Raw genomic sequence first — 17,833 nt, 5'->3', positions numbered from 1 at the left:
TTGGACCCTAACGCACGCCGGTGACGTGGCGGCAGCGCCTCAATGTGCGGTGAGCGCGGCCCACGCCATCCGCTCCAGGACCGGCCGCGCCGCCGCCGGGGCGACCTGCGCCGAGCCGACGCGCGCCGAGTGCGGTGTCGAGTTGATGAGCCCGAACGTCGCCTGCACCCGGACGCGGAGCTCGTCCGGTGCGAGGGAGGGCTGGAGCCGGCCGAGCACGCGGGTCCACAGCTCGACGTAGCGGCGCTGGAGGCGGCGGACCTCGCGCCGGTCGTCGTCGGGGAGCGCGTCGAGGTCGCGGTCCTGCACGCGGATGGTGTCGGGCGCTCCGAGGGCGAAGTCGACGTGGAAGGCGATCAGGGCGCGGAGGGCGCTGGCCGCATCCCCGCTCTCCTCCTGCACGGTCGTGCCGCCGTCGAGCAGGCCCTGGCTCACGTCGACCAGCAGCGCGGCGAGCACCGCCTGCTTGGAGGGGAAGTGGCGGTAGACGGCGGGGCCGCTCACCCCGACCGCCGAGCCGAGGTCTTCGATCGAGACGCCGTTGTAGCCGCGTTCGGCGAACAGCCCGGCGGCGGCGTCGAGCAGGGCCGCCCGGCGATCGGCCTTGGCGCGGCTGCGCTGGGTGGGCCGGCCGGGGGCGTCGATGTCGGTCATGCGGTCTCCCGAGAGGGTGGACATTTCGGTTAATGAACACTAACCTAAAACTGGGTTAGCGACCACTAACCGAATGTCGACGACGACAGGGAGCACGATGCCCGCCACCACCACCCAGCGCGAGCTGGTCGCCGAGCTGCGCGAGCGCCTCGCCGTCGCGGCGGCGGGCGGCCCCGAGCGTTCCCGCGAGCGCCACATCGCCCGGGGCAAGCTGCTCCCGCGCGACCGCATCGACACCCTCCTGGACGAGGGCAGCCCGTTCCTCGAGGTCGCGCCGCTGGCCGCGACGGGGATGTACGGCGACGAGAGCCCGGCCGCCGGCGTGATCGCCGGCATCGGCCTCGTCCACGGCCGGCACGTGATGGTCGTCTGCAACGACGCCACGGTCAAGGGCGGCACGTACTACCCGATGACGGTCAAGAAGCACCTGCGCGCGCAGGAGATCGCGCTCGAGAACCGCCTCCCGTGCATCTACCTCGTCGACTCGGGCGGAGCATTCCTGCCGATGCAGGACGACGTGTTCCCCGACCGCGACCACTTCGGCCGCATCTTCTACAACCAGGCCCGGCTGTCCGCGGCGAAGATCCCGCAGATCGCCGCCGTGCTCGGATCGTGCACCGCGGGCGGCGCCTACGTCCCGGCGATGAGCGACGAGACGGTGATCGTGCGCAACCAGGGCACGATCTTCCTCGGCGGCCCGCCGCTGGTGAAGGCGGCGATCGGCGAGATCGTGACGGCCGAGGAGCTGGGCGGCGGCGACCTCCACGCCCGCACCTCCGGCGTCGTCGACCACCTCGCCGAGAACGACGAGCACGCGCTCGCGATCGTCCGCGACATCGTCGCCACCCTGCCGCAGCCGGCAGCACCGGCCTGGGAGGTCGTGCCCGCACAGGAGCCCGCCGTCGACCCCTCCGACCTCTACGACATCGTGCCGGTCGACGTCCAGGCGCCCTACGACGTGCACGAGGTGATCGACCGGATCGTGGACGCCGGGGGGCTGCACGAGTTCAAGCCCGAGTACGGCACGACACTCGTCACCGGCTTCGCCCGCATCCACGGCCACCCGGTCGGCATCGTCGCCAACAACGGGGTGCTGTTCAGCGAGTCGGCGCTCAAGGGCGCGCACTTCATCGAGCTGTGCGACCAGCGCGGCATCCCGCTGCTGTTCCTGCAGAACATCTCCGGCTTCATGGTCGGCCGCGACTACGAGGCCGGCGGCATCGCCAAGAACGGCGCGAAGATGGTCACCGCCGTCGCCACCGCCCGGGTGCCCAAGCTCACCGTGGTGATCGGCGGCTCGTTCGGCGCCGGCAACTACTCGATGTGCGGTCGCGCGTACTCGCCCCGCTTCCTCTGGATGTGGCCGGCCGCGCGCATCTCGGTGATGGGAGGGGCGCAGGCGGCGAGCGTGCTCGCGACCGTGAAGCGCGACCAGCTCGAAGGCGCCGGCGAGGAGTGGAGCGCCGACGACGAGGCCGCGTTCCGCGCCCCGATCGCCGAGCGCTACGAGGAGCAGGGCGACCCGTACTACTCGACCGCCCGGCTGTGGGACGACGGCGTGATCGACCCCGCCGAGACCCGCACCGTCCTGGGCCTCGCGCTCGACGTCTGCTCCCGCAGCCCGCTGCCCGACACGGCCTTCGGGCTCTTCCGGATGTGACCGCCATGACCGTCCCGTTCTCCTCCGTGCTCGTCGCCAACCGCGGCGAGATCGCCTGCCGCGTCATCCGCACCCTGCGCCGCCTCGGCATCCGCTCCATCGCGGTCTACAGCGATGCCGACCGGAACGCCCCGCATGTCGCGCTCGCCGACGTCGCCGTGCGGCTGGGCCCGGCGCCCGCCCGCGAGAGCTATCTCGACGTCGATGCGATCGTCGCGGCCGCCACCGCGACCGGTGCGGGTGCCGTGCATCCCGGTTACGGGTTCCTCTCCGAGAACGCCGAGCTCGCCCAGGCCTGTGCTGCCGCCGGCGTCGTCTTCGTCGGCCCGGGCGTCCACGCGCTGGAGGTCATGGGCGACAAGATCGCCGCGAAGCGGGAGGTCGAGTCGCACGGCGTGCCGACCATCCCGGGCATCGCGGAACCCGAGCTCGACGACGCCGCCCTGATCGCCGCCGCCCGGCGGATCGGCTTCCCGGTGCTGGTCAAGCCGTCCGCGGGCGGCGGCGGCAAGGGGATGCAGGCCGTGCGCGACGCGGCCGACCTCCCCGAGGCGCTGCGCACCGCCCGGCGGGTCGCCGCCTCCGCCTTCGGCGACGACACCCTCTTCCTGGAGCGCCTCGTCGACGCGCCCCGCCACATCGAGGTGCAGGTGCTGGCCGACACGCACGGCACGGTCGTCCACCTCGGCGAGCGCGAGTGCTCGCTCCAGCGCCGTCACCAGAAGGTGATCGAGGAGGCGCCGTCGCCCCTCCTCGACGGCGAGACCCGGGCGCGGATCGGTGCGGCGGCGTGCCGCGTGGCCGAGAGCGTGGACTACGTCGGGGCCGGCACCGTGGAGTTCCTCGTCTCGGCGGAGGCGCCGGACGAGTTCTTCTTCATGGAGATGAACACGCGACTGCAGGTCGAGCACCCCGTCACCGAGCTGGTGACCGGTCTGGACCTGGTGGAGTGGCAGCTGCGCATCGCCGCGGGGGAGCCGCTCGGCTTCGCTCAGCGGGACGTGCGCCTGGACGGTCATGCCGTCGAGGCGCGGGTGTACGCCGAGGACCCCGACCGCGGCTTCCTGCCCGGAGGCGGGCGCGTCCTCGCGCTGCGCGAGCCGGCCGGGGAGGGCGTGCGCGTCGACAGCGGGCTGGCCGCCGGGCTGGAGGTCGTCACCGAGTACGACCCGATGCTGTCGAAGGTCATCGCCTGGGGCGAGGACCGCTCCTCCGCTCTGGCTCGGCTCGATGCCGCCCTCGCCCGCACGAGCATCCTGGGTGCGACGAACAACGTGGGCTGGCTGCGCGACCTGCTCGCCGACCCGGAGGTCGTGGACGGGACGATGGACACCACGCTCATCGACCGCCGGCACTCCGAGCGCGAGCCGTCGGCGCCGTCCGTCTCCGAGATCGTGCTGGCCGCCCTGCTCGCGCATCGTGCTCGGGAGGCGTCCGCCCCGCACGGCGCCGGCGCCCTCTGGTCCGCGCCCTCGGGCTGGCGGATGGCGGACAGCCGGCCGGTGTCGTACGACGTGGCCGGCACGACCGTGGCGGTCGCCGACGGCGGGGCACGCGTGCTGCTCGGCGACGCGGAGCACACCGCCGAGCTCTCCGTGCACCCGGGCGGTGCCGGGGAGCCGCATCACGCCCTCCTCACCCTCGACGGCATCACTGCGGGATTCGACATCGCGCAGGACGGCCCCACCCTCTGGCTCGCGAGCGACGGACGCACCCGCGGCCTGCGGCTGCGCAGCAGGGAGGAGCGGCTGGCCGCGGCGCTCGCCGCGGTCGAGCGTGGCGACGCGGCCGCGCATCCCGAGCTGCGCTCGCCCATGCCGGGGACGGTCGTCGCCGTGCCGGTCGCCGACGGGGACACCGTGACGGCGGGCGACACCGTCGCCGTCGTGGAGGCCATGAAGATGGAGCACCGCCTCCTCGCCCCGATCTCGGGCGTCGTCCGCGTGCAGGCCGCCCCCGGCGACCTCGTGCGGCTCGATCAGCTCGTCGCCCGCGTCGACGCGACACCATCGCCCGACGACGCGGAACCCCATGGACAGTCACCACGAGAGACAGGAACCCCATGACCATCCAGATGACCGGGCGGACCGCCCCCGCCGCCGACACCGACGTCGCCGGCTTCGAGCTCACCGCCGAGCAGCGCGCCCTGCGCGACGAGGTGCGGGAGTTCGCCGACACCGTCGTCGCGCCCGCCGCCTACGAGTACGACACCAAGCGCAGCCTCCCGTACGGCATCATCGCCGAGATGGGCCGGATGGGCCTGTTCGGGCTGCCCTTCCCCGTCGAGTACGGCGGCCAGGGCAAGGACTACCTCTCGCTCTGCCTCGCCGTCGAGCAGCTGGGACGCGTCGACCAGTCGATCGGCGTCACCCTGGAGGCGGGTGTCGGCCTCGGCGCCATGCCGATCTTCCGCAGCGGCAGCGAGGAGCAGAAGCAGCGCTGGCTGCCGATGCTCGCGAAGGGGGAGGCCCTCGCCGGGTTCGGGCTGACCGAGGCGGACGCCGGGTCGGACGCCTCCGGCACCAAGACGACCGCCGTGCTCCGCGACGGCGAGTGGGTCATCGACGGCACCAAGCAGTTCATCACCAACTCCGGCTCCGAGATCACCGCCCTCGTGACGATCACCGCCGTGACCGGCGAGGAGCGCCGCGCCGACGGCTCGATCAAGAAGGAGCTGTCGGCCATCATCGTGCCGAGCGGCACCCCCGGCTTCGTCGCCGAGCCCGTCTACGACAAGGTCGGCTGGCACACCTCCGACACGCACCCGCTGACCCTCACCGACGTGCACGTGCCCGAGGAGAACCTGCTCGGGGAGCGCGGTCGCGGGTACGCGAACTTCGTCGCCACCCTCGACGAGGGGCGCGTCGCCTTCGCCGCGCTCTGCACGGGCGCCGCGCAGGGCTGCCTCGAGGAGGCGCTCGCCTACGCGAAGACCCGCAACGTGTTCGGCCGTCCGATCGGCTCCAACCAGCACATCGCCTTCAAGCTCGCGCGGATGCAGGCCCGGGTGCACACCGCCCGGCTCGCGTACTACGACGCCTGCTTCAAGCTGATGGCCGGCCAGCCGTTCAAGATGGAGGCCTCCATCGCCAAGCTCACCGCCAGCGAGGCCGCCATGGACAACGCCCGCGACGCCACGCAGATCTTCGGCGGCTACGGGTTCCTCAACGAGAACCCGGTCGCCCGCCACTACCGCGACTCGAAGATCCTCGAGATCGGCGAGGGCACCTCGGAGGTCCAGCTCATGGTCATCTCCCGGGCGCTCGGCTTCACCGCCTGAGCCCGGTCCCCGTGCGCGACAATGACAGAAGCTCGATGGTGAGAGAGGGAGGCATCCCGTGATCGACAAGACGGTGGCCACGGCGGCGGAGGCCGTCGCGGACGTGGGCGACGGCGCGAGCCTCGCGGTCGGCGGCTTCGGGCTGTGCGGCATCCCGAGCGCCCTGATCGGTGCGCTGCTGGAGGCCGGCACGAAGGACCTCGAGGTGGTCAGCAACAACTGCGGCGTGGACGACTGGGGTCTCGGCCTGCTGCTCGCCGAGCGACGCATCCGCAAGATGATCAGTTCGTACGTCGGCGAGAACAAGGAGTTCGCCCGGCAGTTCCTCTCGGGTGAGCTGGAGGTCGAGCTCACGCCGCAGGGCACGCTCGCCGAGAAGCTGCGCGCGGGAGGGGCCGGCATCCCCGCCTTCTACACCCCGGCCGGCGTCGGCACCCAGATCGCGCAGGGCGGCCTGCCGCGACGATACGCGCCCGACGGCTCGGTCGCGGTGGCCTCCGAGCCGAAGGAGGTGCGCACCTTCGACGGCGCCGACTACGTGCTGGAGGAGTCGCTCCGCCCCGCTTTCGCCCTCGTGCACGCGGCGAAGGGAGACCGGCACGGCAACCTCGTGTTCCACGCTGCGGCGATGAACTTCAACCCGCTCGCCGCCATGGCCGGGCGCATCACCATCGCCGAGGTGGAGGAACTGGTGGAGCCGGGGGAGATCGACCCCGGCGCGGTCCACTGCCCCGGCATCTTCGTCCAGCGGGTCGTCCACGCGCCGGGCGTCGAGAAGCGGATCGAGCGGCGCACCGTCGCCGAAGGGAGCCGGTCATGAGCCTCACCCGCACCGAGCTCGCCGCCCGCGTGGCCCGCGAGCTGCGCAACGGCCAGTACGTCAACCTCGGGATCGGCATGCCGACGCTCATCCCGAACTACATCCCCGAGGGGGTGGAGGTCATCCTGCACTCCGAGAACGGGGTGCTGGGCGTCGGGCCGTACCCCGCAGACGCCGACGTCGACCCTGACCTCATCAACGCCGGCAAGGAGACGGTGACCGTCGAGCGCGGCGCCGCGTACTTCGACTCGTCGCTCTCGTTCGGGATGGTGCGCGGCGGGCATGTCGACGTGGCCGTCCTCGGCGCGATGGAGGTCTCCGCGGCCGGCGACCTCGCCAACTGGATGATCCCGGGCAAGATGGTCAAGGGCATGGGCGGCGCGATGGACCTCGTGTTCGGCGCCAAGCGGCTCATCGTGATGATGGAGCACGTGGACCGCGAAGGCCGCCCGAAGATCCTCCGGGAGTGCACCCTCCCGCTGACCGGTTCCGGCTGCGTCGACCGCATCGTCACCGACCTGGCCGTCATCGACGTGACGCCGGACGGGCTGGTGCTGCGCGAGCTGGCGCCGGGCGTCACCGTCGACGAGGTCGTCGCCGCCACCGGTGCCCCGCTCGCTGTCGCGCTGGAGGCGGCGTCGTGAGAGAGGTCGAGCAGCGCGGGCTCTACTACGAGGAGCTGGAGCTCGAGACGCGCTATCTGCACCGGCCGGGGCGCACGCTGACCGAGGCCGACAACGTCCTGTTCACGACGCTGACGATGAACACGCAGGCGCTGCATCTCGACGCCGCGTGGTCGGCCCGCCAGCCGTTCGGCGAACGGCTGGTCAACTCCATGCTCACGCTCTCGACCCTGGTCGGCTCGTCGGTGGCGCAGCTCACCCAGGGCACCATCGTCGCGAACCTCGGCTTCGAGCAGGTGGCGTTCCCGCACCCGATGCACCACGGCGACACCCTGTACGCCGAGACGGTGGTGACGGCCAAGCGGCTCTCGGCCTCCCGTCCCGGGCAGGGGATCGTCACGCTGGAGCACACCGGCCGCAACCAGGACGGCACGGTCGTCGCGACCGCCACGCGCCAGGTCATGGTGTGGTGCCGGGAGGCGCACGAGCGGACGACCGCGTGACCGGCCGCGCCTTCCCGTGGGGTCCCGCGCTGCTGTTCTGCCCGGCGGACCGGCCCGACCGCTACGCCAAGGCGCTCGAGCGGGCGGACGCGGTCATCCTCGATCTGGAGGACGCGGTCGACCCGTCCCGCAGGCCGGCGGCCCGCGAGGCGCTCGCCGCGTCGCGCCTCGACCCCGCCCGCGTGATCGTCCGGGTGAACCCCGCGGGCTCCGACGATCACGACGCCGATCTCGCCGCGCTCGAGATGACCCCCTACCGGGCGGTCATGCTCCCGAAGGCCGAACGCGCGGCCGACCTCGGCGCGTTCGACGGGATGGACGTCATCGCCCTGTGCGAGACGGCGGCCGGCGTCGTGGCCGCGCCCGAGCTCGCGCGCGCCGCAAACGTGCTGGCGCTCATGTGGGGCGCGGAGGACCTGGTCGCCTCGCTCGGCGGGACCTCCAGCCGGCATCCGGACGGCACGTACCGCGACGTCGCTCGGCACGCGCGCTCCGCCGTGCTGCTCGCCGCGGGCGCCGCCGGGGTGCACGCGGTCGATACGGTGCACCTCGACATCGCCGACCTCGACGGCCTGCGCGCTGAAGCGGAGGACGCCGTCGCGGTGGGCTTCGCGGCGACGGCGTGCATCCATCCCGGGCAGGTGGAGACGGTCCGCACCGCGTACCGGCCGACCCCGGAGGAGGTGGCGCGCGCACGCGAGCTGCTTGCCGCCGCCGAGGAGGCCGGGGGAGGGGTCTTCCGCTTCGCGGGCGCGATGGTCGACGGTCCGGTGCTGGCCCACGCACGAGCCGTCGTCCGGCGGGCGGGGGCGTCGGAGGGCGCTCCGCAACCGTGATGAAACCGTGATCTAGGTTTCTGTCGCAGTTCACCCGTTTCCCCGTCGGCGTGTCGCGGGTTTGCCGTACCCTTCAAATAGAGTTCGGGAGTAGATCATTCTCGAATCGATTCGACAGTACGATCCGGCCGGTCAGCGGCAGGATCGGGTGCAGGGGGATGACATGCCGCAGCTGCTTCCCCTGCGCCTGCTCGAGTCGGTCGGTCTGCGCACCGCCCCCGTCGCGACTCCGATCGTGGAGCCGTCGACCGACACCGGCGGCCCGCTCGACATCGACCCCGCGCTGGAGCGCACCGGGCCCCTCTCGATCATCGCTCCGCGCCGCATCGGCGAGAGCGACCTCACCGTCTACCCGCTCTCCCTCGGGGCGAGCGTCTTCGGCTGGACCGCCGACGGCGACACCTCCCTCGACATCCTCGACCGCTTCGCCGCGCTCGGCGGCGACTTCATCGACACGGCCGACAGCTACGTCGGAGGGCGCAGCGAGGTGCTCATCGGCAAATGGATGCGCGAGCGCGGCAACCGCGACCACGTCACCGTCGCCACCAAGGTCGGCCGGCACCACGAGAACCCCGGGCTCGGCTCGGTGAGCATCGTGCGCGCGGTCGAGGCCTCGCTGGAGCGCCTGCAGACGGACCGCATCGACCTGCTCTACTTCCACGACGACGACCCCGAGGTGCCCCTGGAGGACAGCCTCGCGACCGCCGAGTGGCTGATCGAGTCCGGCAAGGTGCGCTACCTCGCCGCGTCCAACTTCAGCGCCGACCGCCTGATCGAGGCGCGCATCCTGGCGTCCTCGGGCCTGCCGAAGTTCGTCGCCATCCAGACGCAGTACAACCTGATGCACCGGGCGGAGTTCGAGAGCGCGCTGCGCATCGTCGCCGCGGCGCAGGGACTGTCCGTCATGCCGTACTACGCGCTGGCCAACGGCTTCCTGACCGGCAAGTACCGCTCGAAGGGCGACCTCACGGCCGACGCGCGGAGCGTGCGCGCCTCCGCGTACGTCAATCGTCGCGGGCAGCGCGTGCTCGCCGTGGTCGACCGGATCGCGACCGAGCACGGCGCCGAGCCGGCCAGCATCGCGATCGCGTGGCTGCTGGCCAAGCGCAGCGTCGCTGCGCCCGTGGCGAGCGCGAGCCGCCCCGAGCAGGTGAACGCGCTGATGGCAGCAGCCGGCATCCGCCTCACTCGCGCCCAGATGCTCGACCTGGACCGCGTCTCCGAGTAGCGCCGCCTCGCTCGCGCACATTCGTCACGAATGTCGCGAAAGCAGCCCCTATTCACGACATTCGTGCCGAATGTGCGCGGGGCGCTCGCGGCCTACTTCTCGCTCAGGATGCGGTCGAGCGAGCGGTGCAGGGCTGCGCCGGCGGCGATCGGGTCGCCCACGTAGCCGCCGGCGAGCGCGCCGTCGCGGGCGAGGATGAGATCGTCGGCCGCGTCTCCGGGGCGCGGGTGGCCGAGCTCGCGGAAGAGCTGCTCGATGCGCTTCGCGTACCAGTCGCGGTGTGCCGTGACGGCGACGCGGACGGGGTGGTTCTCGTCGGCGAACTGCGCCGCGGCGTTGATGAAGGGGTCGCCGCGGAATCCGGGACGGATCGCCTCCTCGTTGATCGAGTCGACGAGGGCGCGCGCGATCTCGCGCGGGTCGTCCCCGGCCTGCTCGCGCACCGTGAACCACTCGCGCACCTGGCGGTCGCGGCCCTCGACGTACGCGATGATGAGGAGGTCCTTGGATCGGAAGTGCTTGTAGAAGGTCGCCTTCGTCACCCGGGCGCCCGCGATGATGCGGTCCACGCCGACGGTGTGGATGCCCTCCTGGTAGAACAGCTCATCCGCTGTCGCGAGGATCTTGATCTTCGACGGCGCGGGAGGCCGGATCGTCGCTCGGGCGCTAACCACCATCGGGCGCGACTCCTTCTGTCACGGGAGGCGGAGACCGCCCCCTCGGGGGATGGAAACCACCGGACCGGTCGGGACGGAGTCCAGGGGGGTGCGACCGGTCCGGGTGGTGAGTCCAGTATATAGGTAGACAGACCAGTCTGTTTGTCCTCATTGAAGAGTCCCAGGGATTCCGAAGCCACTGGCGTAGGGTGGAGGGGATGAACAGCGCAGTCGACCTCCCGCTCGGTCTGGCCGACCTCTCCTTCGCCGCTTCCGGCGAGGCGCTGGTCCGCCGCACGGTCCTCCCCAGTGGCATCCGCGTGCTCAGCGAGCAGGTCCCGGGAGCGCGCAGCGCCACCCTCGGGTACTGGGTCGCCGTCGGCTCGCGCGACGAGACGGATGAGCCGGGCAGCCTCGGCTCCACGCACTTCCTCGAGCATCTGCTCTTCAAGGGCACGCGGTCGCGCTCGGCGCTCGACATCGCGATCTCCTTCGACTCGGTCGGTGGCGAGCACAACGCCATGACCGCCAAGGAGTACACCTGCTACTACGCCAAGGTGCAGGATCGCGACCTCGCGATGGCCGTGGAGGTCATCGGCGACATGCTGACCTCGTCCCTGCTCGACCCGGTCGAGTTCGAGAACGAGCGCGGTGTCATCCTCGAGGAGCTCTCGATGGCCGAGGACGACCCGGCCGACGTCGCCAACGAGCGGCTCTTCTCCGCGGTGCTCGGCGCGCACCCGCTCGGCCGTCCGATCGGCGGTCGTCCCGACACGATCCGCGCCGCGTCCCGCGACGCCGTATGGGCGCACTACCAGGCGAACTACCGCCCGCAGGATCTGGTCATCACCGCCGCGGGAGCTGTCGACCACGACCTCCTCGTCGACGGCGTCGTCCGCGCCCTCGCGGCCGCCGGCTGGGATCCGGAGGCCACGGCGTCGCCCGTCGCGCGCCGGTCCGACGTCGCCGCGCCGATCGAGCGCGGTGCGGCCCTCGTGACCGTCGAGCGCCCGACCGAGCAGACCAACCTCCTGATCGGCGTGCCCGGCATCGTCGCGACGGACCCGCGCCGCACGGCGATGAGCGTCCTCAACTCCGTGCTGGGCGGCGGGATGTCGAGCCGCCTCTTCCAGGAGATCCGGGAGCGCCGCGGGCTCGCCTACGCCGTCTACTCCTTCTCCGGCTCCTACTCCGACGCGGGCGTCTTCGGGCTCTACGCGGGCTGCGCGCCGGCGAAGACCCGCCAGGTCGCCGATCTCATGCTGGACGAGCTGCACCGTCTCGCGGACGACGGGATCACGCCCGACGAGCTCCGGCGCGCGGTGGGTCAGCTCTCGGGCGGCGCCGCGCTCGCCCTCGAGGACTCCGACACCCGGATGTCCCGCCTCGGCCGCGCCGAGATCACTCTCGGCGAGTTCGCCGACCTCGATGAAAGCCTCCGTCGACTGCACCTCGTCACCGCCGACGACGTGCGCGACCTCGCACGGGATCTGGCCGACCGCCCGATCTCCGTCTCCGCGGTGGGGAGCGTGACCGACGACGTGTTCGCCGGCCTCGCCTCCTGACCCGCCGTCTCCGACATCCACTTCCGAAAGGTCCTCCGGTGCCCCACTACCTCTACCTTGTGCGCCACGGCGAGCAGCAGGATGCCGAGCACGGCCTCCCCGACGGCCCGCTCTCCCCGCGGGGCAAGCGGCAGGCGCAGCTGATCGCCGAGCGGCTGAGCGGCATCCCGTTCACCGCGATGTACCACTCGCCGCTCGTGCGCGCCGCGCAGACCGCGTCGATCATGGCCGAGCGGATGCCCGCCCTGGAGCCGGAGCCGTCGAGCCTGCTGTTCGACTGCATCCCGTCAGGTCCGACGCCCGACATGCCGAAGGCGTTCGAGTCGTTCTTCGGCTCGGTGACCGAGGCCGAGATCGAGGCCGGGCGCGCGCAGATGGACGACGCGGTTGGGGAGTTCCTCACCCCGGCGCTGGGCGACCGCCACGACCTGCTGGTCACCCACAACTTCGTCATCGGCTGGTTCGTGCGCCACGTCTTCGATGCTCCCGCTTGGCGGTGGCTCGGTCTCAACCAGGCGAACTGCGGCCTCACCATCATCCGCGTGCGCTCGGCGAAGCCGCCGGTGCTCGTTGTTCACAACGACCTGGGCCACCTGCCCGTCGAGCTGCGCACCGGCCTCCCGGAGCTGCAGCCGGTCTGAGCGGCCGGATCGACCGCGCGCCAGCCGGTCAGTCGGTCAGCGACTTGCGGAACCAGTCCGTCGCGTTCGGGTTGTCGTTGTAGGGCTGGATGTCCTCGTAGCCGTGCGAGCGGTAGAGCGAGCCGGCGGCCTCCAGACTCGCGTTCGTGTCGAGCACGACCTCGGTGGCGCCGAAGCCGCGGGCGCGGTGCTCGAGTTCCGACAGGATGGCGCGGCCCAGACCGCGGCCGCGGTGCGTCGGGGACACCCACAGGTGCTTGATCTCGTAGCGGACGACCCCGTCGCCCTCCTCGACGTCGCCCGGGCGGAGCCGCAGCTCGCGGACGCCGCCGCACCCGGCCTCGCCGTCCTCGTCGTAGGCGAGCAGGAAGACGCCGGCCGGGGCGACGAACTGACCCGGGTCGGGGAACGTCGTGCGATAGGCGCCCTGGGTCGCGGGGAACGTCGCCGCGCGCTCGGCGAAGTAGTCCGCGAGCATCCGATGGGCGGTCGCGTCGGTGACGGCGACATCTGCGAAAGACACCATCGCCCCAGAGTAGCCCTGCGGCCCCGGTCGGCCGGGGCGCGACGCGAGGGAGGGTGCGCGGGCGCGGGTAGGCTGGGCGGGTGACTATTCGCGTGGCCGTCGCGGGGGCGAGCGGAAAACTGGGAAGCGTGGCCGTCCGGCTCATCGAGCAGGCGGACGACCTCGAGCTCGTCGCGACCCTGGGCTCCTCGTCGTCGCTCGACGAGATGCTCGGCGCCGACGTGCTCGTCGACATGACCCTGCCGCAGGTGAGCCCCGGCATCGTCGCGTTCGCCGTCGACAACGGCCTGAAGGTGCTCATCGGCACCTCCGGCTGGTCGGCCGACCGCATCCTCGATCTCGAGCGTCGCGTCGCCGCCCACGAGGGCAGCGGCGCGGTCGTCATCCCGAACTTCTCCCTCGGTTCCGCACTGGGCACCGCCTTCGCGACCGTCGCCGCCCGCTTCTTCGACTCGATCGAGATCATCGAGACGCACGGTGCCACGAAGGTCGACTCCCCGTCGGGCACCGCGGTGCGCACGGCCGAGCTGATCGGCGCCGCGCGCGCCGGCCGCGGCCCGGTGGAGGCGCCGCACACCGACCAGCGCGCCCGCGGCCAGCAGGTGGCGAGCGTCCCGATCCACAGCCTCCGGATGCGCGGCGTCGTCGCCGAGCAGCAGGTGATCTTCGGCGGCGCGGGGGAGACCCTCACGATCCGGCACGACACCATCGGCCCGCAGGCGTACGAGACGGGGATCCTGCTCGCCCTGCGCGCGGCGGCGACCACGACGGGGGTGACCGTCGGGCTCGACGCGCTCGTCGACCTCGGCATATCCGGCCCGGACGGCGAGCCTCCGCGGCCCACCGTGCGCGAACGCTGAGCCGCCCGTGAAGAATCGCATCGCCGCCATCGTCATGGCGATCATCCTGCTGGTCTACCTGGTGCTGGTCTTCCAGCGCTCGATCATGCTCATCGCCACCGGAGAGCCGGTCGGCATCGCCATGGGCGTCGCGCTGCTCGTGCTCCCGATCATCGCCGCCTGGGCGATCGGCCGGGAGCTGCTCTTCGGCGCGCAGACCGAGAAGCTCGTGCGCATCCTCGACGCCGAGGGCGGGCTGCCCGTCGAGGACCTGCCCCACCGTGCCAGCGGGCGACCGCTCCGGGATGCGGCGGACGCCGAGTTCCCGACCTACAAGGCCGAGGTCGAGGCGGCGCCGGAGAGCTGGCGGGCGTGGTTCCGACTCGGGCTCGCGTACGACGCGTCCGGCGACCGACGGCGCGCGCGGGAAGCGCTGCGCCAGTCCATCCGGCTCTATCGCTCCGAGGCGCGCGCCGCCCGGTCCTGAGCGGACGCTGGCTGCGGGTCAGGCGGCCTTCGACTCCACCAGGCGCTCCATCGCGTCGCGGACCGTCGGGTCGCGGAAGACGAATCCGTCGTCGAGCAGCCGGGCCGGGATCACTTTCTGGCTGGCGAGCAGGAGCTCGCGCCCGGCCTCCTGCAGCGCGAGGGTGACCGCCTTCTCGGGCACCGGGAGGCCGTACGGCCGGTGCACTGCCGCCGCGAGGGCACGGAGCACGCCGCCCGCCGTCGCCGGGGTGGGGCCGGCGATGTTGACCGGACCCTCGAGCGTCGAGGTCAGCAGATGCACGATCGCGGCCGCTTCGTCGTGCAGGCTCACCCACGGCCAGTGCATCCCGCCGCCGGCGATCGGCCCGGCGAGGCCGAGACGCGCGACCGGCAGCAGCGGCTTCATCGCGCCGCCGCGGCCGATGACGAGGCCGGTGCGCAGCAGCACGACCCGCGTCTTCTCCGGCGCGAGCAGCGCCGCCGTCTCCCAGGCGTCCACGACGTCGGCGAGGAAGCCGGTGCCCTTCGAGGCCTCCTCGGTCAGCTTCTGGCCGGGCCGGTCGCCGTAGTAACCGACCGCCGAGCCGTTGAGCAGGACCGCCGGGGACCGCGACGCCTGGCGCATCGCGTCCGTGAGCGTCCCGGTCGCTTCGAGCCGGGAGGAGAGGATGCGGCGCTTCGTCGCCGCGGTCCACGGGAAGTGGTTGAGCGATGCCCCCGAGAGGTTGACGACGGCGTCGGCCGTCTCCATGACGTTGACGTCGATCATCCGGGTCGACGGGGACCAGTGGAACTCATCCGCGGACTGCGGCCGCCGGCGCACGAGCCGGCGCACCTCGTGTCCCGCCTCGGCGAGCTGACGGGTGAGCTCGGTGCCGATCATGCCGGACGCCCCGGCGACGAGCACCCGCATCGCTCAGACCAGCGCGGCGTCGATGGTGATCGGGATGCCGACCAGCGCGCGCGAGACCGGGCAGGTCCGCTTCGCCTCGTCGGCCAGGCGCTGGAAGTCCTCGTCGGAGAGGCCGGGCACGCTCGCCTCGACGGTCAGGTGGCTGCCGGTGATGCCCTCGGCCGGGTCGAAGGTGACGGCGGCGGTGGTGCGGATGCTCCCGGGAGCGGATCCGAAGCCCGCGAGGATGTTCGAGAACGCCATCGAGAAGCAGGCCGCGTGCGCCGCGCCGAGCAGCTCTTCGGGGGTCGTCACGTCGCCGCCGCCCTGCGAGCGGGCCTTCCACGTGACGGGGAGGCTCGCGGCGCCGGAGGAGTCGAGGCTGACGTTCCCGGAGCCGGACGTGAGGTCTCCGGTCCAGACGGTGGTGGATTCGCTGGTGACGGGCATGAGTACTCCTGTTCGGTCCGCCGCGGGCACGGCGGGTCCGTCCAGACTACTGGCGGCCAGGAGTCGTTCGGCCGGCGTCCGGGTGATTCCCGGGTTGGCCGTTCAGACCGCCGGGCCGCCCACCGTCCCGCGGCGGCGGACGAGGCCCGCGCGCACCAGCAGGAGGTAGATCTGGCAGCCAAGGCAGTACCCGAAGACGGAGTTGAGGAACGCGGCGACGAAGGCCAGCGCGGCAGCGATCGGGAGCGCGAACGGCACGCCGAGCACGTGGAGGAGCAGCCCGAGGCCGGTCACGACGAGTCCGACCCCCTGGGCGAACGTCGGCGGTGCGGGGTCCTCGCGCTCCGTCGGCGGCGCGAGGCGCGGTTGCACGAGGCGGCGGTACAGGACGCCGTACGGGTGACGCCGGATGCCCGCGAACGCGCCCCACGCGAACAGCAGCGCGATGGCGAGCAGAAGGAGCGCCGCCGCCGTTGTGGCGCCCACGAGCGCGAGGAAGAGGTCCACGAGGAGGAGCACGGCAGTGATGCCCGCGCCGAACCGCGGCGAGCGCGGGTCGATGCCGGCGGGACGGTCAGGCTGAGACATGGTCGCTCCCGAGGATGCGGTCGAGGGTGGCGCGCACGTCGGCGGGCCGGGCGGCACCGCCGATCCGGGCACGGATGGAGCCCGCGCCGTCGAGCACGAGGGTGGTGGGGGTCTGCAGCACGGCGAAGCGGTGCGCGAGGTCCGGCCGCGTCGTGAGGTCGACCTCCACGTGGGCGACGCCGGGTTCCGAGCGCGCGGTCGCGTCGAGGACGCGGGCGGTGGCCGGGCAGAGGGCGCAGAACTCCGTCGTGAACTGGAGGAGGGTGGCGCGCTCGCCGAACGCGGCGGCGCCGACCTCCTCGGCACGGACGGTCTGCTCCCGGCGCGCCGACCGGGCGCGCCCCGTGGTCGCGCGCCAGACGAGCCCTGCGGCGGTGGCGACGGCCACCAGTGCGAGCAGGACGCCGAGCGCCGCGATGCCATTCATAGTGGGCCGACCCTACGCGCGGGCGCGCCCGGGCCGCAGGGTTTGTGTCGGAAGATGACGGGCTGCCCGGGGAAGCGCCGGCCGGGCGCGACCCGATAACCTGGTGCCATGTCTTCCTCTGCGAACCCGTTCGGCCAGGTGCTCGTCGCCCTGGTCACCCCGTTCACCGCCGATGGCGAAGTCGACTGGGCCGGCGTGGAGAAGCACATCGACGACGTCATCACCGCGGGGGCGGACGGGATCGTCGTCACCGGGACCACGGGGGAGACCTCCACCCTCACCGACCCCGAGAAGCTGCGGCTCGTCGAGGTCGGCAAGTCCGTCTCGGCCGGCCGCGCCAAGATCATCACCGGCGGCGGGTCGAACGAGACGGCGCACGCCATCCAGCTCTACCGGCAGAGCGAGAAGGCCGGGGCCGACGGCGTCATGGTCGTCACCCCGTACTACAACAAGCCGACGCAGGCCGGCATCCTCACGCACTTCCGGATGATCGCGGACTCGACCGACCTGCCGGTCATCCTCTACGACATCCCGGGCCGCACCGGCGTGCCGATCAAGTACGAAACCATCCTGCGCATCGCCAAGCACCCGAACGTGCTCGCGATCAAGGACGCGAAGGGCGACTTCAGCGAGGTCAGCCGTGTGCTCAACCAGACCGACCTGCTCTACTTCTCGGGCGACGACGCGAACGTGCTCCCGCACCTCGCGATCGGCGCCAGCGGCCTGATCGGCGTCACGGCGAACATCGCCCCGACGCCGTACCGCCAGATCGTCGATGCCGTGAACGCCGGCGACCTCGCCACGGCCACCGCGGCGCACAAGAAGCTCGAACCGCTGGTGCGCGCCGTCATGACCCACGTGCCCGGCACCGTGGCGGCCAAGTACATCCTCCACGGCCTCGGCCGCATCTCCAGCCCCCGCGTCCGGCTGCCGCTCGTCGGCCCGGAGGAGTGGGAGGCCGCTCAGATCGAGGACGAGCTCGACCTCGTCAAGGACATCCCCGGTGTGGACTTCTCCAACTTCCGGCCGGACCGCAACGCGGCCGCCGGTGGAGCGCTCCCCAGGATCGCCGGGACAACGCGGTAGGGGCCGCCGTCACCAAACGGCCCGGGCGCGACGCGCCCCCGACTCATTCGCAACACCTTTAGGAGGGCAT

At 72.2% G+C, this 17,833-nt stretch carries 20 protein-coding genes; 13 read left to right on the top strand and 7 right to left on the bottom strand.

Annotated elements, in window-relative coordinates:
* Positions 1–39 precede the first annotated feature (39 nt).
* Positions 40–654, bottom strand: a complete 615-nt coding sequence (locus tag FHX33_RS08205; RefSeq protein ID WP_039922534.1) for an SACE_7040 family transcriptional regulator — start codon at positions 652–654, stop codon at positions 40–42.
* A gap of 73 nt (positions 655–727) precedes the next feature.
* Here FHX33_RS08205 and FHX33_RS08200 point away from each other — a divergent pair, with 73 nt between their 5' ends.
* The 8 genes from FHX33_RS08200 to FHX33_RS08165 all read left to right on the top strand — a co-directional run bounded on the left by FHX33_RS08200 (position 728) and on the right by FHX33_RS08165 (position 9,604).
* Entirely contained in the window at positions 728–2,314 is a 1,587-nt protein-coding gene (locus tag FHX33_RS08200) for a carboxyl transferase domain-containing protein (RefSeq protein WP_021763403.1), read from the top strand.
* Between the two features lie 5 nt (positions 2,315–2,319).
* On the top strand, positions 2,320–4,380 hold the full coding sequence (locus tag FHX33_RS08195; protein ID WP_183428327.1) for an acetyl/propionyl/methylcrotonyl-CoA carboxylase subunit alpha: 2,061 nt from the start codon (positions 2,320–2,322) through the stop codon (positions 4,378–4,380).
* Positions 4,377–5,594: an acyl-CoA dehydrogenase family protein gene (locus tag FHX33_RS08190; protein WP_021763221.1), complete on the top strand. Its 1,218-nt coding sequence runs from the start codon at positions 4,377–4,379 to the stop codon at positions 5,592–5,594. Before FHX33_RS08195 ends, FHX33_RS08190 begins: the two co-directional genes overlap by 4 nt.
* A gap of 58 nt (positions 5,595–5,652) precedes the next feature.
* Complete coding sequence (locus FHX33_RS08185) at positions 5,653–6,414, top strand: CoA transferase subunit A (protein WP_021763222.1); 762 nt, start codon at positions 5,653–5,655, stop codon at positions 6,412–6,414.
* A complete protein-coding gene (locus FHX33_RS08180) occupies positions 6,411–7,058 on the top strand; it encodes a CoA transferase subunit B (protein ID WP_021763223.1) in 648 nt (215 codons plus the stop codon). Before FHX33_RS08185 ends, FHX33_RS08180 begins: the two co-directional genes overlap by 4 nt.
* Positions 7,055–7,540, top strand: a complete 486-nt coding sequence (locus FHX33_RS08175; RefSeq protein WP_021763224.1) for a MaoC family dehydratase — start codon at positions 7,055–7,057, stop codon at positions 7,538–7,540. The genes FHX33_RS08180 and FHX33_RS08175 overlap by 4 nt, the downstream gene beginning before the upstream one ends.
* Positions 7,537–8,376, top strand: coding sequence for an aldolase/citrate lyase family protein (locus FHX33_RS08170; protein WP_183428326.1), 840 nt, complete (start codon positions 7,537–7,539; stop codon positions 8,374–8,376). The genes FHX33_RS08175 and FHX33_RS08170 overlap by 4 nt, the downstream gene beginning before the upstream one ends.
* A gap of 163 nt (positions 8,377–8,539) precedes the next feature.
* Complete coding sequence (locus FHX33_RS08165; protein WP_039921095.1) at positions 8,540–9,604, top strand: aldo/keto reductase; 1,065 nt, start codon at positions 8,540–8,542, stop codon at positions 9,602–9,604.
* A gap of 92 nt (positions 9,605–9,696) precedes the next feature.
* Here FHX33_RS08165 and FHX33_RS08160 read toward each other — a convergent pair whose 3' ends face one another.
* Entirely contained in the window at positions 9,697–10,281 is a 585-nt protein-coding gene (locus FHX33_RS08160) for a TetR/AcrR family transcriptional regulator (protein WP_021758141.1), read from the bottom strand.
* 197 nt (positions 10,282–10,478) lie between these two features.
* Here FHX33_RS08160 and FHX33_RS08155 point away from each other — a divergent pair, with 197 nt between their 5' ends.
* Together FHX33_RS08155 and FHX33_RS08150 are read left to right on the top strand one after the other, a co-directional pair.
* Positions 10,479–11,825, top strand: coding sequence for a M16 family metallopeptidase (locus tag FHX33_RS08155; RefSeq protein ID WP_179701855.1), 1,347 nt, complete (start codon positions 10,479–10,481; stop codon positions 11,823–11,825).
* A gap of 38 nt (positions 11,826–11,863) precedes the next feature.
* A complete protein-coding gene (locus tag FHX33_RS08150) occupies positions 11,864–12,466 on the top strand; it encodes a histidine phosphatase family protein (RefSeq protein ID WP_021757930.1) in 603 nt (200 codons plus the stop codon).
* A gap of 28 nt (positions 12,467–12,494) precedes the next feature.
* On the opposite strand, the gene FHX33_RS08145 is transcribed toward FHX33_RS08150, so the two are convergent.
* Complete coding sequence (locus FHX33_RS08145) at positions 12,495–12,992, bottom strand: GNAT family N-acetyltransferase (RefSeq protein WP_021757931.1); 498 nt, start codon at positions 12,990–12,992, stop codon at positions 12,495–12,497.
* A gap of 80 nt (positions 12,993–13,072) precedes the next feature.
* Here FHX33_RS08145 and dapB point away from each other — a divergent pair, with 80 nt between their 5' ends.
* Complete coding sequence (dapB, locus tag FHX33_RS08140; RefSeq protein WP_179701857.1) at positions 13,073–13,852, top strand: 4-hydroxy-tetrahydrodipicolinate reductase; 780 nt, start codon at positions 13,073–13,075, stop codon at positions 13,850–13,852.
* Positions 13,853–13,859: 7 nt separating this feature from the next.
* Entirely contained in the window at positions 13,860–14,318 is a 459-nt protein-coding gene (locus FHX33_RS08135; RefSeq protein WP_021762484.1) for a tetratricopeptide repeat protein, read from the top strand.
* A gap of 18 nt (positions 14,319–14,336) precedes the next feature.
* On the opposite strand, the gene FHX33_RS08130 is transcribed toward FHX33_RS08135, so the two are convergent.
* From FHX33_RS08130 to FHX33_RS08115, 4 genes are all read right to left on the bottom strand, one after another.
* Entirely contained in the window at positions 14,337–15,233 is an 897-nt protein-coding gene (locus tag FHX33_RS08130; RefSeq protein WP_021762485.1) for a TIGR01777 family oxidoreductase, read from the bottom strand.
* Between the two features lie 3 nt (positions 15,234–15,236).
* Positions 15,237–15,662: an OsmC family peroxiredoxin gene (locus tag FHX33_RS08125; protein WP_021762486.1), complete on the bottom strand. Its 426-nt coding sequence runs from the start codon at positions 15,660–15,662 to the stop codon at positions 15,237–15,239.
* A 102-nt stretch (positions 15,663–15,764) separates the two neighbouring features.
* The gene (locus FHX33_RS08120; RefSeq protein ID WP_183428325.1) at positions 15,765–16,250 is read right to left on the bottom strand and encodes a DUF4395 domain-containing protein; all 486 of its coding nucleotides are present in this window, start codon (positions 16,248–16,250) and stop codon (positions 15,765–15,767) included.
* Positions 16,237–16,677, bottom strand: a complete 441-nt coding sequence (locus tag FHX33_RS08115) for a TlpA family protein disulfide reductase (RefSeq protein ID WP_183428324.1) — start codon at positions 16,675–16,677, stop codon at positions 16,237–16,239. The genes FHX33_RS08120 and FHX33_RS08115 overlap by 14 nt, the downstream gene beginning before the upstream one ends.
* 108 nt (positions 16,678–16,785) lie before the next feature.
* Between FHX33_RS08115 and dapA the strand changes: the two genes are divergently transcribed.
* On the top strand, positions 16,786–17,763 hold the full coding sequence (gene dapA, locus FHX33_RS08110; RefSeq protein WP_021755060.1) for a 4-hydroxy-tetrahydrodipicolinate synthase: 978 nt from the start codon (positions 16,786–16,788) through the stop codon (positions 17,761–17,763).
* The last annotated feature ends 70 nt before the right edge of the window (positions 17,764–17,833 follow it).

It is taken from the genome of Leifsonia aquatica, assembly GCF_014190775.1.
Taxonomy (GTDB): domain Bacteria; phylum Actinomycetota; class Actinomycetes; order Actinomycetales; family Microbacteriaceae; genus Leifsonia; species Leifsonia aquatica.
The sequence above is the reverse complement of the archived record's forward strand: the minus strand, read 5'-3'. Positions and strand labels throughout refer to the sequence as shown.

What these genes read in the sequence shown, in the direction of transcription:
- FHX33_RS08205 (WP_039922534.1), bottom strand. Translation starts at nt 654, where the DNA reads ATGACCGACATCGACGCCCCCGGCCGGCCCACCCAGCGCAGCCGCGCC.
- FHX33_RS08200 (WP_021763403.1), top strand. Translation starts at nt 728, where the DNA reads ATGTCGACGACGACAGGGAGCACGATGCCCGCCACCACCACCCAGCGC.
- FHX33_RS08195 (WP_183428327.1), top strand. Translation starts at nt 2,320, where the DNA reads ATGACCGTCCCGTTCTCCTCCGTGCTCGTCGCCAACCGCGGCGAGATC.
- FHX33_RS08190 (WP_021763221.1), top strand. Translation starts at nt 4,377, where the DNA reads ATGACCATCCAGATGACCGGGCGGACCGCCCCCGCCGCCGACACCGAC.
- FHX33_RS08180 (WP_021763223.1), top strand. Translation starts at nt 6,411, where the DNA reads ATGAGCCTCACCCGCACCGAGCTCGCCGCCCGCGTGGCCCGCGAGCTG.
- FHX33_RS08165 (WP_039921095.1), top strand. Translation starts at nt 8,540, where the DNA reads ATGCCGCAGCTGCTTCCCCTGCGCCTGCTCGAGTCGGTCGGTCTGCGC.
- FHX33_RS08160 (WP_021758141.1), bottom strand. Translation starts at nt 10,281, where the DNA reads ATGGTGGTTAGCGCCCGAGCGACGATCCGGCCTCCCGCGCCGTCGAAG.
- FHX33_RS08155 (WP_179701855.1), top strand. Translation starts at nt 10,479, where the DNA reads ATGAACAGCGCAGTCGACCTCCCGCTCGGTCTGGCCGACCTCTCCTTC.
- FHX33_RS08145 (WP_021757931.1), bottom strand. Translation starts at nt 12,992, where the DNA reads ATGGTGTCTTTCGCAGATGTCGCCGTCACCGACGCGACCGCCCATCGG.
- FHX33_RS08130 (WP_021762485.1), bottom strand. Translation starts at nt 15,233, where the DNA reads ATGCGGGTGCTCGTCGCCGGGGCGTCCGGCATGATCGGCACCGAGCTC.
- FHX33_RS08125 (WP_021762486.1), bottom strand. Translation starts at nt 15,662, where the DNA reads ATGCCCGTCACCAGCGAATCCACCACCGTCTGGACCGGAGACCTCACG.
- FHX33_RS08120 (WP_183428325.1), bottom strand. Translation starts at nt 16,250, where the DNA reads ATGTCTCAGCCTGACCGTCCCGCCGGCATCGACCCGCGCTCGCCGCGG.
- FHX33_RS08115 (WP_183428324.1), bottom strand. Translation starts at nt 16,677, where the DNA reads ATGAATGGCATCGCGGCGCTCGGCGTCCTGCTCGCACTGGTGGCCGTC.
- dapA (WP_021755060.1), top strand. Translation starts at nt 16,786, where the DNA reads ATGTCTTCCTCTGCGAACCCGTTCGGCCAGGTGCTCGTCGCCCTGGTC.